Raw genomic sequence first — 12610 nt, 5'->3', positions numbered from 1 at the left:
ATGCCAGACGGACAAAAAGTTATTGTTGTTTGTTCATCCTGCGCCGCCCAATATAACGTGGCCACCCTGCAGCCGGGCGCCAGGTTCAAGTGCCAGAAGTGCGGCACGATAAATTCCGTGCCGGTTCCGGCCGCTCCGGCGCCGGCCATGCCGGCCCGGCCCGTGATTAGAGGAGCCAAGCCGCCCACCAGGTTGATGCCTCCGGCTAAGGGCATGGGCATAAAGACATCCGGATTGAGAAAGGGCTTGCCCACCAGAAAACCGGCCGGCGATATGGACGAGGAAGACCTGGGCGGCGTTGCGGTAAAGAAGAAGAGCAAGGCGCCTCTTTTTATTGGCATCGGGATAGGCGTGGTTGTTTTAGTGGTAATTGTCATCGCCCTGTCCTCAGGCGGCGGAACGGACAACGAGGAAGCGGCCATGCTCAAAAAGGTGGAGGCGGAAGCCAAAGCCGAGGCCGAGGCCAAGGCCGAGGCGGCCAAAAAGTCCGAGACGGACAAGAAGACGGCCGGGGAAAAGACGGCCGAGGAAAAACCGGCTCCGGAGATGCGGAAATCACCGCCGCCTGAACCCAAGAAGTCATCCAAGCCCAAGCTCAAGGACGACATTGACGAGGTAATCAAGGCCGAGATAGAGCCGATTCTCAAGGACATAAAAAACCAGCGTGAGATTGAGCCGCTTAAGGAACAGATTATGGCCAAGGGCAAGAAGGCCATCCCGGTTTTGATTGAAGCCGTCGGCGGGGCTGATGAATGGGCGGCCATGTATGCCTACGACATACTCCTGAAGATGACCAAGCGGAATAAGGACGACACAACCCGGGTAACCCAGATGTTAAACCGGGACATGCGCCGGGACTGCCAGAAGGACTGGGAGGACTGGTGGTTCAAGACCAAGGACAGCATACCGGATTAAGAGGTCCGGGCTGGTCGAGGCATAATGGCTATTTTACTTGTAGTGAGTAAAACGAATCTATAAAAGTCGTGCCCTGAATGTCAAGTGATTCAATAGTTACACGGAAAGGTGTGTGTCACCGGACAATACCGGACAATAATATCCTTGCGGGTCAGCCGGTTAATATCATCATAAAGCTGCGTTATCTGCGTGCCGTTAGCGTCTGTTATCTTTTCTATATTATCGGATGAGTTATACATTAAATATTAATCTAAAAACCGCCGATATGATTTAATAACTTTATCGTTTTTATCATAAAAGATATAATCGCCCCATAATCCTGCCCCTATGGGTATTGGAAGATACCCCATTCTTGGCACCCAGTAAAAATCATACCGCACAGGCGTAACCATTAATTCAGCAGTAATCGTACGGACGCATTTATTAATATACCAATTTCCCATACTTTCTTGGTTAACATAACAAGTTTCCTTTGGTTTCCACTCTCGTTCAAGTATTTTATCTCGTAACGTTCCTGGGGGATATAAAACATCCAAATCTTTACGGAAATCAGTTTCGTTCCTCTGCCAAACATCTTCAGCTGATGGAGATAAAAAGCTGCATGAAATTAGCATTACTGGAAAGATAATCATCGTAAAGATATTGAAACAAATCTTATAGTGTCTGGTCATTTTTATTCCTCATTTTTTATTTACAGTCTTTACTTGTGGATGCCGGATCGCCTGGTCCAGGAATCACACTGCCTAAAGGAGGGCCGGTGGGGCCGGTGACAGGGGCCGGTGACACACACCTTGGCTCCTTTTCCTTTATTATCACGGATTACCGGGCGCTGTTTTTCTAAAACAGACCTTTTAGTAATAATCCGGGGATATAATACCAGTTCCTTATCTCCCTTGTCAATCTTTGGCGGCCGGCCAAGAACTGCACAAATTCCAAAATAAATTGAACCGTCAGGGGTGTTTATTCACTCCGTTCCGTAGGTACTCGTAGGCTCGCAGTGTACCCGATGCGTCGCCTTTGGCGTGCTCTCGACCAGTGCTGCGCACAGGGGCGCAAGGGGCGTTATTTCCGGTCTCTTCGCTGGATGCGCCTGCCTGCCGCAGGCAGGGTCTCTGCGGAGTTCGCAGTAGTTCGAGTTGCGAGTTCGTTTATATATACAGGATCCGGCAGGGATGCCCTGATTTTAGACTATGGCTGGCCTAACAAGGTAGGAGAGGTAGCTTAACAAGAGAATATAGCTAACCAGACAGGGTAGTATAAGTCATCTTACAAGATGGTATGGGTAAGCTAACAAGGTGGTATAAGTAACCTGACAAGATGGTATGAGTAATCTAGCAAGGTAGTATAGGTAACCTAATAAGATGGTATGAATGACCTAACAAGGTGGTATGAGTAAGCTAACAAAGTAGTATGGATAACCTTGCAAGGTAGTATGGAGAACCTCAGAAGGCAGTATACATAACCTTATAAGGTAGTATGGGTGGCCTAAAAAGGTGGTATAAGCGACCTAAAAAGGTGGTATGAATAACCTAAAATGGTAGTATGAGTGACCTAACAAGGTAGTATGGGTAATCTAACAGGGTGGTATGGGGTATGGTATTGGAGTGGGGTGGGGGCACCCCATTTTCATCTAACTATATAATAATAAGGAGTTATAAAACTTGCCCCGTTAGAAATTTCCCAGACATAAGATAAAACATATGAAAAACGATAAATTACTAAATGGAGATATTTCTAACGGGGTGAACCAAATAGAATTCAAGGCGCAATTGGTCGCGCCCTATTTTACAGAAATTCCGCCGGAAATCAGCGCTAAATGGCTGAGCGGCGCCAAAAAGGCCGCTTCCAAGACCTATCAGGGCATCCAAAAGGCCATCAAGACCCAGAAGGATTTCAAGGAAAAAATAGCCAAACCACTGGAGAATGAAATTGCCTCTTTTCTCAACCCGAAATGGGTCTCAAAACACGGCCTGACCTACGAGGATGTGATGAATAAAACGCACGATAGTTTGGCGCATGCGGGAAAGCGTTATTTCCAGGCACGCCAGGCGGCTTTTGAAAGTGGGGGATATGAGAAGGGGTTGGCATCCGGTCAAAAGGAATATGACAAGAAATGGTGCGCCTATACCGGGCCGCTTAATGGATATAAGGCCGGCCATATCCTGGGGCTGGCCCGGATGGCCATAATGGCCCTGGCCGGCGTGAGGAGTTTGGTTGATTATTTGAGAGCGCAAAAGACCCCGGTTGTGGGTGAACCCGCAATCATCACCACCCCTGAGAAACTTAATAAGTTCAAACGCATATTAGACAGCCGGATTGTTCATTGGGGCAGCGAGATAATCACCCTTGATTTTGCAGGGCACATCATCGAGCGTGCCAATGAGGAATTAAATCAACTGATTAATGAATATCGCAAAGAAGGGATTGTCCCATTCACCTCAGGCGGTGACTCCCGGATTGATTTTATGGTCATTTCAACGCCTGATTCAACCAAACCGGGCGGGATACGCAAATCACTGGCCTTAGATATTCAGGTGGCCCGGGTGTAATCCACACGTTCGCTAAGAGACAGCGAAGGGTTTAGCGCAGGCAATTTACACAGCTAGATTCGGCAGCGAACTCAGGGCCGAACGGCTCACTACAAGTTTGCGCTGATTAGATGTAGGGTATAAAATGCGGAGATATTCCTACTCCACCCAGTAGTTGGGCGCTTCCTTGGTGATGACGATGTCGTGCGGGTGGCTTTCCTTGAGCGAGGCCGGCGAAATCCTGACAAACCTGGATTTGCTGCGCAGGGTATTTAAATCCCTGGCGCCGCAGTAGCCCATGCCTGATTTTATTCCGCCCACCAGCTGATAGACCAGGTCGCTTAAGGAGCCGCGCGACGGGGTCTGGCCCTCGATGCCTTCGGGGACTAACTTGGATTTTTCGGTGATTTCGGCCTGGCCGTAGCGTTCCTTGGAGCCCTTAATCATGGCGCCTTCGGAGCCCATGCCGCGATAGACCTTGTAAGGCCGGCCTTTGAACAGGAAGACCTCGCCCGGGCTTTCGTTGACCGCGGCGAACAGGCCGCCAATCATGACGGACGAGGCGCCCAGCGCCAGGGCCTTGGTGATGTCGCCGGAATGCCTGATGCCGCCGTCCGCGATGATCGGGACCTTGTATTTGGCCGCGGCCTTGGCGCATTCATAAACCGCCGTGCCCTGGGGCACGCCCACGCCGGCAATGATTCTGGTGGTGCAGATGGAGCCGGGCCCGATGCCGACCTTGACGCCGTCCGCCCCGGCCTTGATTAAATCATGGGTCCCTTCAGCCGTGGCCACGTTGCCGGCCACCACGTCTATCTTGAAATGCTTCTTGATGTTCCGGACCGTATTAATCACGTTGGCCGAATGGCCGTGCGCCGTGTCCACCACCAGGACATCCACATTGGCGGCAATGAGTTTTTCCACCCGGGCCATGTCATTGACGCCGACCGCCGCGCCGACCACCAGCCGGCCCTGTTTGTCACGGCAGGCGTTCGGGAATTGCAGCGTCTTGTTGATGTCTTTAATGGTAATCATACCCTTGAGGAAATGGTCCTTGTCCACCAGCAGGAGTTTTTCCACCTTGTTCTTGTGGAGAATCTGCTTGGCCTGCTCCAGGGTGGTATTGGGCGCGGCGGTAACCAGGTGCTCCTTGGTCATGACCTCGGAGATTTTCTTGTCATCGGATTTCTGGAAGCGCAGGTCACGGATGGTCAGGATGCCGACCAGCTTTTTGGCGCCAGACGATACGCTTCCTTTGCCATCCCGAATTCCTTCGGGGTTGGCTTCCACCACGATGGGTATGCCGGAGATGTGGTGGTCGGCCATAATCTTCTTGGCGGTTTTGATGGTCTCGTCCGGCGACAGGCAGACCGGGTCGGCGATGACGCCGCTGGCCGAACGCTTCACCTTGGTGACTTCCCGGACCTGTTCCTCGACGGACAGGTTGCGGTGGATGATGCCGATGCCGCCTTCCTGGGCCAGGGCAATGGCCAGATGAGCCTCGGTGACCGTATCCATGGGCGATGAGATAATCGGGATATTGAGCGGAATATGGCGCGAGAAGAAGGTCTGGGTATTTACTTCAGTGGGGATGATTTCGGACTTCTGGGGCACCAGCAGGAGGTCGTCAAAGGTAAAGGCTTCGGTAAAAAACTTGCTATCCATAGGGACTATATAGCAGGGAACCGGGAAGATGTCAACAATTTAGTGTATTTTCTTGAATATTTTCCGCAGGGCGATGGACCGGTGGCTGATGCGGTGTTTCAAGCCGGCCGGGAGCCGGCCGAAGGTCTTGCCAAACGCGGAACGGGGGATTAACCCCCACACCAATCCGGTGTTCACCCCCACACCAACGATTTTGGTGTGAGGGTGTATCGGTATAATAGATTTTGCGTCCCTCACATTCCTTTTCCGCCTGATAGTAAGAAGTTTTGTTATCGGGATTGGTGTGGGGGTGAATATCGGGTCGTAGCCGAATCCGTTTCGGCCGGACGGTTTAAATGTAATCCGGCCCCAGCAGACGCCTTCGGTGCGGGCAATAATCCGGCCTGTTGACGATGCCAGCACGGCTGAGCATCTGTACCGGGCGGTTCTTTGGGACATGGGCAGGCCTTTGAGTTTGGCCAGGAGTTTCTGGTTATTGTCTTTGTAGGCGGCGTTTTTCCTGTTTCCGGTTGAAGCGTAACGGCTTGTAGTGAGCGAAGCGAATCTGGCTGAATATATGCCCGGCTGCCAGTTCAGCGCCTTGACCTCTATGCCGGAATCCTCGGCCAGGACCGGCAGGCCGGTGAATCTGGCCCAGGCAATTGCTTTCTGGGCGGCATTGGCCAGATAGGTTCGCCCGGTCTCTTTGACTTCCGGCGTATTCTTGAATTTGGATAGGGGGATGAATCTGATGTCCGGTTTTCTTCCGGTCAGGCGCCAGATGGCCATAATCTCCCTGACCTTGTGCGGATTTTTGGTGCCCAGGACAATAGTGAGTTTTTTAGTCATTCGGTATTAGACCTTAGTCATTTCATCATCTACTGTCAAGGATTCTTGACGCATTAGAGAAATACAATTATATTATTTGCCTATGAGCTTAGAAAGCAAAGATAAGAAATACCTCTGGCATCCATTTACCCAGATGAAGGACTGGATGGCCGACGATATCGTGATTATTGAACGGGCCAAGGGAAATTATCTTTACGACACCCGGGGCCGGAGATACCTGGACGGGATTTCCTCGCTCTGGTGCAATGTCCACGGGCATCAGGTTAGGGATATTGACCGGGCCATCAAGGCGCAACTGGGCCGGGTGGCGCACTCCACGATGCTGGGGCTGTCCAATGTCCCGGCTATAGAGCTGGCTGAGGAACTTATCAGGATCGCCCCCAATGGTTTACAGCGGGTATTTTATTCGGACAGCGGCTCAACCGCCGTGGAGATTGCCCTCAAGATGGCGTTCCAGTATTGGCAGCAGGTGTCACAACGCATGACGCAAGACACACGACGCAAGACGCGTTTCCTCACCTTCGTTAACGCCTATCACGGTGACACCATCGGCTCGGTGAGTCTGGGCGGGATGGATTTATTCCATAAAACCTACAAGCCGCTGCTGTTTAAGACGATTCAGGCGCCGGCGCCGTATTGCTATCGCTGTCCGATGAACAAGGAAAGGGAGCGATGTAAGCTGGAATGCCTGGCTGAAGCAGAGCGGCTGATAAAACATCACCACAGGGAATTAGCCGGGGTGGTAATTGAGCCGCTGGTCCAGGGCGCGGCCGGGATGATTACCCAGCCCAGGGGATTCATCAGGCGCATCAGGCAGCTCTGCACCAAATATGATGTTTTGATGATAGCCGACGAGGTGGCGACCGGATTCGGCCGGACCGGTCGGATGTTTGCCTGCGAGCACGAGAAGGTTACGCCGGATATTATGGCCGTGGCCAAGGGCATTACCGGAGGTTACCTGCCTTTGGCGGCCACGTTGACGCCAGAAAAGATATTCAAGGGATTCCTGGGCGAGTTTAAGGATAATAAGACCTTTTTCCACGGGCATACCTATACAGGCAACCCGCTGGCCTGCGCCGCGGCACTGGCCAACCTGAAGATGTTCCGAAGGAACAAGACGCTTGAGAAACTCCAACCAAAGGTAGGGATGCTTAAAGAGGGATTGCAGAGTTTCTATGAATTGAAGAACGTGGGCGATATCCGCCAGCGCGGGTTTATGATAGGTATAGAATTGGTTATGGACAAGGCGGCTAAAAAGCCGTTTCCGCACGAGGCGCGGATAGGGCATCAGGTAATCCTTGAGGCGCGTAAGCATGGCGTAATCCTAAGGCCGCTTGGCAATGTCATCGTGCTGATGCCGCCGCTAAGTATTACACTTAAGGAATTGAAGTTGTTATTAGATGCAACCTATCAATCCATCCGGACGGTAATGAATTATTTGAACTCGTAAGAGATGTTAATTTTACCCTCGCCGGTGGCCTGGCCCATGGTATTCCCTTTGGTGCAGGGTTGATTTCCGTCAAGCGTTATATCTCCTGATATTTCAACCTTGGTAAACCGCCCCTTTTTTATGGCAAAGGTTGCGGTGCCTTTGATGGTCGCTTCAAGATTCATTCCGTTATCCTCGCCTTTTAATGTCCCGTTGAGTTCGATTACGGCATTATCTGACTTAACTTCTTTAAGCAGGCATTTAAGCGAGCCGCTGTTAAACCGGGCGTTGATGCAGACCTCGGTGCAGCCGTGCGACACGGTCCGCCTTTTATGGTTGCTGAAATTAAATATGCGCGGCACGGATTCCGAAGGCACTTCCCATTCCGACTTGGCCTGAACCTCTTCCGCCGGGAGAATCGGGGCAAACCGGTGCTCGTCTATGGAAATGAACGCCTTGATTGAGTCGGTAATCTGATTGGTTGGTCCTTGGCCCACCGGGGTGATGGTCCCGTCGGAATCTATAATTATTTTCTTGGTATCCAGCGGTTCGGCTTTAGGGGTCTGGGATGATTTGCTGACAAAATATTTGGATGAGCGGTAATTGCGCTCCAGCCGGGTAACCTGCCCGTCGGTTATTTTTAATATTTTCTGCTCTATCTCCTGCTGGAGTTTGGAATACAAGGGCATGCCCGGATGGGTGGGCATGGACGGGACTTTCACGTTAGCAGTCGCCTCTAGCTTATAGATAATGACCTCTTTATCGCCCTCTTTCATGAGATATTTCAGGGAATATGATTTTGGGTTGTCGGCCGATTCCAGCCAGGTTAAAGATATGGCGGCGAACAAGCCGATTATTAACAAGGGCAATCCGAATAATAATTTCTTGCTCACCCCGTTAGAAGCGTCCAATAACGAGGAGTCAGACCTGGTTAAAATGCTATTTTCACGCTCGTGTTCGCTTCTAACGGGGTTCATATATTATTCTCCCGGGCAGTGCTGTCCGGCTGAATAGCGGGTTCTGTCCCTGTCGCGGCGGCCGGGCTGTCTGCCAGGCCGGGTTTTCGTTTAGGGGTAAACAGGGAGATGACAATCAGCCCGGCGCCGACGGTAATATAGGTATCAGCCAGATTAAAAATAGGCCAGTTAATTACATAGAAATCAATGAAATCGCGCACGGCCCGATAGGCAATCCGGTCGTATAAATTACCCAGCGCGCCGGCCAGAATCAGGCCAAAGGCAATGGTCAGCCAAAGGTGTAATCGCGCGGACTGCCCGCCGGCAGACTCGTCTTTATTTCCTTCTCCGCTGAACAGGTTGACATATTTGAACATTATAATGATAAGCGGGACGGCCAGCGCCGGGATGACCAGGAACAGAATAGAACCCTGCTGGAATAATCCCCAGATGATTCCTTTATTAAGAACCGGGTTAAAGCGGAGCACGTCGGAGATGATATCCCGGGGTATCATGGTGGCGGTAAGATGCTTGGTGACTAAATCACCGATGGCTCCCAGGATGGCAATGAGGAAAAAAACGAGCCATCTCATGAAATTAGCCCGCATCATTCGTAAGTTTCTATAAAATTCCACAAAAGACCGTCTGATAATTGTTATATTGCAAGGGCAATCCCGCACATAACCTTAAACTTGGGCGTCCCGACATAGAGGTTATGTGCGGGGCTACTTTATGGTATAAGCACGAATATCTAACACACCTTGTTATCATTTTGAGCATCGTATGAATAATCGGATTAGTGTTTCTCCGCAGATTCCTGGCATTTGACGCAGAGACGGGCATAGGGAATAACTTTTAGCCGGTTTTCGGCTATCGGGCTGGAGCATTCTTCGCAGATGCCGTAAATTTTGTTTTCTATCCGTTCCAGGGCTTCGTCTATTTCCTTTAGTTCAATATCCTCGCCTTCCAGGAGTCCCAGGGAAAAATCCTGTTCAAAGGTGTCGCTGCCGGTGTCAGCCAGGTGGATGGGCAGGTTGGAAAGGTCGCCGCTGGCATCGCGTCCGGATTTCTTCAGGGAATTGTCCTCAAGGTGCTCCATGCCTGCGCGCAACATGGTTTTTATCTTGAGGAGCCGCTGCTCGAATTCCTTCAGCTTGGGTTTAGTAAACGGGGTTTTTGCTTCCATAGAGACATCCTTCAGGTTCGCCACGATACGCAGTTTTTGCTGTTTTATCTTCCGGGACGCTGTCCGCTTGCGCTTAACTACCTTTTTCTTTCTTTTCATTGGCCTGCTTTTCTTTTATAATGGTATTTAAACGGGCAACATTTTTCCGCAGGTTTCGTATTTCCGTATGGTTCTGGACAACATCGGTAACCTGGCGGCAACGCAGGCGGAAGTATTCCTTTTTGGTATTCTCGAGTTCCGTAGCCAGTTCAGCCATGTCCTTCTGTTTCATCTCTTTTAAGGTCAACATAAGATTGTATCCTAATCCCTCCGGGGGAGCTTCTAATGTATTCGTTTAACTAATTTAGTGACAAAAGGCATCTTATGGGCCACGCTGTTAAAGACCTTGCGGGCGATATCCTCGCTCACGCCGTCTACCTCGTAAAGGATGGTGCCTTTTTTGACTTCCGCCGCATAATATTCCGGTTCGCCTTTGCCGGTGCCCATTCTGGTCTCGGCCGGCTTGGCGGTAATCGGTTTATGGGGGAATACCCGCAGCCAGAATTTGCCGGTCGGCGGCATCTGGTGCGTAATGGCCACCCGGCCGGCCTCGATCTGCTGGGCGGACAGCCAGCCCATTTCCATGGACATCAAGCCGTATTCGCCGAAGGCAACATAATTGCCTCTTTGGGCGTCGCCCTTCATCCGGCCGCGCTGCCATTTGCGGTATTTTATCCTTTTGGGCATTAACATAAACGTTTTTCCTTATGTAGTTAACTTCGGTTCGCTCGCGGCATTTAATGCCGGCGCCGGTGTTGCGGCTGTAATACCGGGCTGTCCGGCCGGTTTTTCCTCGCGCCTGGGCTGAAGCCTGGAAGTGGCCGGCGCGGCAACCGCTGCAACACCATGTGGCTTCTTAGTTTTTTCAATGATGCCCTTATAAATCCAGACCTTAACGCCGACTGTTCCTTTGCTCAAAGTGGCGGTAGAACGGGCGTAATCTATGTCCGCCTTAAGGGTATGCAGCGGGACCGACCCTTTGCTTAAGGATTCGGCCCGGGCGATTTCCGCGCCGCCGATGCGGCCGGAAATCCGTATCTTTATACCCAGAGCGCCGGCTTCCATTACCGTCTCGATGACCTTGTGCATTATCCGGCGGTGATGGGATTGCTTTTCCAACTGCTGGGCAATGGAGTCGCCCACCAACTGGGCGCTTAATTCCGGTTTCAGCACCTCGATTACCTTCAGGTCCACGACCCGGCCGCCGCAGAGTTTAACCAGGTCTTCGGTCAGTTTATCCGCCTTAATACCGCGCCGGCCGATAATAAACGACGGCTTGGCGCAGTAGACAATCACGATGGTCTTTTCCGTATTGCGTTCGATCTCTATCTTCTGGAGACCGGCAAAATTGTATTCCTTCTTGACGAACTTACGGATTTTCTGGTCCTCCACGGCGTATTTGCCGTAGTTCTTTTTATCGGCGTACCAGCGGGAAATCCAATCCTTGTTAATGCCGAGTCTTAATGCGAAAGGCGATACTTTTTGTCCCATAGTTATTTGGCCTTATGTTCTTTCTCTTTTACTGCCGCAGGCTGGTTGGTGTGTCCGTCCGCCGCCTTATGGCGTTTCGGAGCCGCTTCAGGGCGGGCACTGACCGGTGTTTTGACAACCTGCTGTATGGTTTTTAATACCAGGGTAATATGAGAGGTCCGCTTCTTCACCTGGGTGGCCCGGCCCATAGACCCGGAACGCCATCGCTTGAATGCCGGCCCGTCACCCACTGTTATCGTACTGATATATAAATTCTCCGGCGCCAGATTAGCATCCCTGGTCGTGGCGTTAGCCACCGCCGAATTAACGAGCTTATGCAGGAAATACGATACCCTTTTCGGGGTGTATCTCAAAATCCGCTGTGCCTCGGGAATAGGTTTATTGCGTATCATATCCACCACGTAACGCATCTTACGCGGCGTGCTTCTGGCATATCTTAACAGCGTCTTATATTCCATTATTCTTCAACCTCTGCTTTTTTCAGGCCCGGGTGGCCGCGGAACATCCGGGTCGGCGCGAATTCGCCCAATTTATGGCCGACCATATCTTCGGTCACAAAGACCTTGATGAATTTATTTCCGTTATGCACCATAAAAGTGTGGGAAACGAATTCCGGCACCACGGTCGAGCGCCTGGACCAGGTCTTTATCGGGTCGTGACCCCTGTTTTCTTTCTGCTTGTTTACCTTTTTCAGCAGTTTTTCATCCACAAACGGGCCTTTTTTAACTGAACGGCTCATATAATATGTTATTTCCTTCTCCTAATAATAAAAGAGCTGCTTGGGTTACGGCGCTTGCGGGTCTTGCCGCCCTTGGCCAGTTTACCCCAAGGCGAACACGGGTGGCGTCCGCCGCCGGACCGGCCTTCGCCGCCGCCCATCGGGTGGGAAACCGGGTTCTGGGCCGTGCCCCGGACGGTCGGCTTTATTCCCAGCCAGCGCTTGCGTCCGGCCTTACCCCACCAGATCGTGGCGTATTCCGGGTTGCTGACCTGCCCGATGGTGGCGCGGCATTCCACATGGACCTTGCGGATTTCACCGCTGGGCAGTTGGAGATGGGCGTACTCGCCTTCCCGGGCCATCAATTTGGCAAACGAGCCGGCGCTGCGCACCATCTGGCCGCCCCGGCCCCGGTATAATTCAACATTGTGTATCAATAATCCTAACGGGATATTCTTGATAGGCATGGTGTTGCCGTTTTTCGGCTCCACCTTTTCACCGGACATCAGAACCTCGCCGGTCTGGATATCCTTGGGCGCGATGATATAGCGTTTCTCGCCATCCTTATAGCAGAGCAGGGCGATGAAAGCCGTGCGGTTGGGGTCGTATTCTACGGACAGCACCCGGGCCGGGATGTTGTCTTTGTCTCTCTTGAAATCTATAATACGGTATTGGTGCCGGTTACCGCCGCCGATATGACGGCAGGTAATCTCGCCCTGGTTATTCCGCCCGCCGGTTTTCCGGAGCGATACCAATAAACGCTTCTCCGGATCTTTCTTGGTCAGGATGGAATAATCCACTACTGATGCCGATCTGCGGCCCGGGCTGGTTGGTTTGTATAATCTTAATGCCATA

General features: G+C 51.6%; 15 protein-coding genes. 3 read left to right on the top strand and 12 right to left on the bottom strand.

What is annotated here, in order from left to right:
* Entirely contained in the window at positions 1–915 is a 915-nt protein-coding gene (locus HZA49_02680) for a hypothetical protein (GenBank protein MBI5778342.1), read from the top strand.
* A gap of 245 nt (positions 916–1160) precedes the next feature.
* On the opposite strand, the gene HZA49_02675 is transcribed toward HZA49_02680, so the two are convergent.
* Positions 1161–1547 carry a hypothetical protein gene (locus HZA49_02675; GenBank protein ID MBI5778341.1) on the bottom strand — a complete coding sequence of 129 codons (387 nt, stop codon included), beginning with the start codon at positions 1545–1547 and terminating at the stop codon, positions 1161–1163.
* Positions 1548–2615: 1068 nt separating this feature from the next.
* On the opposite strand from HZA49_02675, the gene HZA49_02670 reads away from it, so the two are divergent.
* Positions 2616–3464 carry a hypothetical protein gene (locus HZA49_02670; protein ID MBI5778340.1) on the top strand — a complete coding sequence of 283 codons (849 nt, stop codon included), beginning with the start codon at positions 2616–2618 and terminating at the stop codon, positions 3462–3464.
* A 138-nt stretch (positions 3465–3602) separates the two neighbouring features.
* On the opposite strand, the gene guaB is transcribed toward HZA49_02670, so the two are convergent.
* The gene (gene guaB / locus HZA49_02665; protein MBI5778339.1) at positions 3603–5108 is read right to left on the bottom strand and encodes an IMP dehydrogenase; all 1506 of its coding nucleotides are present in this window, start codon (positions 5106–5108) and stop codon (positions 3603–3605) included.
* A 39-nt stretch (positions 5109–5147) separates the two neighbouring features.
* Positions 5148–5936: a hypothetical protein gene (locus tag HZA49_02660; protein MBI5778338.1), complete on the bottom strand. Its 789-nt coding sequence runs from the start codon at positions 5934–5936 to the stop codon at positions 5148–5150.
* Between the two features lie 82 nt (positions 5937–6018).
* Here HZA49_02660 and bioA point away from each other — a divergent pair, with 82 nt between their 5' ends.
* The gene (gene bioA / locus HZA49_02655) at positions 6019–7386 is read left to right on the top strand and encodes an adenosylmethionine--8-amino-7-oxononanoate transaminase (protein ID MBI5778337.1); all 1368 of its coding nucleotides are present in this window, start codon (positions 6019–6021) and stop codon (positions 7384–7386) included.
* On the opposite strand, the gene HZA49_02650 is transcribed toward bioA, so the two are convergent.
* The 9 genes from HZA49_02650 to rplB all read right to left on the bottom strand — a co-directional run bounded on the left by HZA49_02650 (position 7371) and on the right by rplB (position 12609).
* Positions 7371–8342, bottom strand: coding sequence for a hypothetical protein (locus HZA49_02650; protein MBI5778336.1), 972 nt, complete (start codon positions 8340–8342; stop codon positions 7371–7373). The two genes, bioA and HZA49_02650, sit on opposite strands and share 16 nt — an antisense overlap.
* The gene (lspA, locus tag HZA49_02645) at positions 8339–8914 is read right to left on the bottom strand and encodes a signal peptidase II (protein ID MBI5778335.1); all 576 of its coding nucleotides are present in this window, start codon (positions 8912–8914) and stop codon (positions 8339–8341) included. The genes HZA49_02650 and lspA overlap by 4 nt, the downstream gene beginning before the upstream one ends.
* Before the next feature lie 203 nt (positions 8915–9117).
* Complete coding sequence (locus tag HZA49_02640; protein ID MBI5778334.1) at positions 9118–9606, bottom strand: TraR/DksA C4-type zinc finger protein; 489 nt, start codon at positions 9604–9606, stop codon at positions 9118–9120.
* Positions 9581–9796 (bottom strand): 50S ribosomal protein L29, encoded by a 216-nt coding sequence (gene rpmC / locus HZA49_02635; protein ID MBI5778333.1) that lies wholly within the window; start codon positions 9794–9796, stop codon positions 9581–9583. The genes HZA49_02640 and rpmC overlap by 26 nt, the downstream gene beginning before the upstream one ends.
* A 32-nt stretch (positions 9797–9828) precedes the next feature.
* Positions 9829–10239: a 50S ribosomal protein L16 gene (rplP, locus tag HZA49_02630; GenBank protein ID MBI5778332.1), complete on the bottom strand. Its 411-nt coding sequence runs from the start codon at positions 10237–10239 to the stop codon at positions 9829–9831.
* Between the two features lie 12 nt (positions 10240–10251).
* Positions 10252–11037 carry a 30S ribosomal protein S3 gene (rpsC, locus tag HZA49_02625; protein MBI5778331.1) on the bottom strand — a complete coding sequence of 262 codons (786 nt, stop codon included), beginning with the start codon at positions 11035–11037 and terminating at the stop codon, positions 10252–10254.
* Between the two features lie 2 nt (positions 11038–11039).
* Entirely contained in the window at positions 11040–11495 is a 456-nt protein-coding gene (gene rplV, locus HZA49_02620) for a 50S ribosomal protein L22 (GenBank protein ID MBI5778330.1), read from the bottom strand.
* Complete coding sequence (gene rpsS / locus HZA49_02615; protein MBI5778329.1) at positions 11495–11776, bottom strand: 30S ribosomal protein S19; 282 nt, start codon at positions 11774–11776, stop codon at positions 11495–11497. Before rpsS ends, rplV begins: the two co-directional genes overlap by 1 nt.
* An 8-nt stretch (positions 11777–11784) precedes the next feature.
* The gene (gene rplB, locus HZA49_02610; protein MBI5778328.1) at positions 11785–12609 is read right to left on the bottom strand and encodes a 50S ribosomal protein L2; all 825 of its coding nucleotides are present in this window, start codon (positions 12607–12609) and stop codon (positions 11785–11787) included.
* Position 12610 lies beyond the last annotated feature (1 nt).

It is taken from the genome of Planctomycetota bacterium (genome assembly GCA_016235865.1).
Classification (GTDB): Bacteria; Planctomycetota; MHYJ01; order JACQXL01; family JACQXL01; genus JACRIK01.
This window is presented reverse-complemented; position numbering and strand designations above follow the sequence as displayed.

What these genes read in the sequence shown, in the direction of transcription:
- HZA49_02675 (MBI5778341.1), bottom strand. Translation starts at nt 1,547, where the DNA reads ATGATTATCTTTCCAGTAATGCTAATTTCATGCAGCTTTTTATCTCCA.
- rpsS (MBI5778329.1), bottom strand. Translation starts at nt 11,776, where the DNA reads ATGAGCCGTTCAGTTAAAAAAGGCCCGTTTGTGGATGAAAAACTGCTG.
- rpmC (MBI5778333.1), bottom strand. Translation starts at nt 9,796, where the DNA reads ATGTTGACCTTAAAAGAGATGAAACAGAAGGACATGGCTGAACTGGCT.
- rpsC (MBI5778331.1), bottom strand. Translation starts at nt 11,037, where the DNA reads ATGGGACAAAAAGTATCGCCTTTCGCATTAAGACTCGGCATTAACAAG.
- lspA (MBI5778335.1), bottom strand. Translation starts at nt 8,914, where the DNA reads ATGAGATGGCTCGTTTTTTTCCTCATTGCCATCCTGGGAGCCATCGGT.
- HZA49_02660 (MBI5778338.1), bottom strand. Translation starts at nt 5,936, where the DNA reads ATGACTAAAAAACTCACTATTGTCCTGGGCACCAAAAATCCGCACAAG.
- rplB (MBI5778328.1), bottom strand. Translation starts at nt 12,609, where the DNA reads ATGGCATTAAGATTATACAAACCAACCAGCCCGGGCCGCAGATCGGCA.
- bioA (MBI5778337.1), top strand. Translation starts at nt 6,019, where the DNA reads ATGAGCTTAGAAAGCAAAGATAAGAAATACCTCTGGCATCCATTTACC.
- HZA49_02640 (MBI5778334.1), bottom strand. Translation starts at nt 9,606, where the DNA reads ATGAAAAGAAAGAAAAAGGTAGTTAAGCGCAAGCGGACAGCGTCCCGG.
- HZA49_02680 (MBI5778342.1), top strand. Translation starts at nt 1, where the DNA reads ATGCCAGACGGACAAAAAGTTATTGTTGTTTGTTCATCCTGCGCCGCC.
- guaB (MBI5778339.1), bottom strand. Translation starts at nt 5,108, where the DNA reads ATGGATAGCAAGTTTTTTACCGAAGCCTTTACCTTTGACGACCTCCTG.
- rplV (MBI5778330.1), bottom strand. Translation starts at nt 11,495, where the DNA reads ATGGAATATAAGACGCTGTTAAGATATGCCAGAAGCACGCCGCGTAAG.
- HZA49_02670 (MBI5778340.1), top strand. Translation starts at nt 2,616, where the DNA reads ATGAAAAACGATAAATTACTAAATGGAGATATTTCTAACGGGGTGAAC.
- rplP (MBI5778332.1), bottom strand. Translation starts at nt 10,239, where the DNA reads ATGTTAATGCCCAAAAGGATAAAATACCGCAAATGGCAGCGCGGCCGG.
- HZA49_02650 (MBI5778336.1), bottom strand. Translation starts at nt 8,342, where the DNA reads ATGAACCCCGTTAGAAGCGAACACGAGCGTGAAAATAGCATTTTAACC.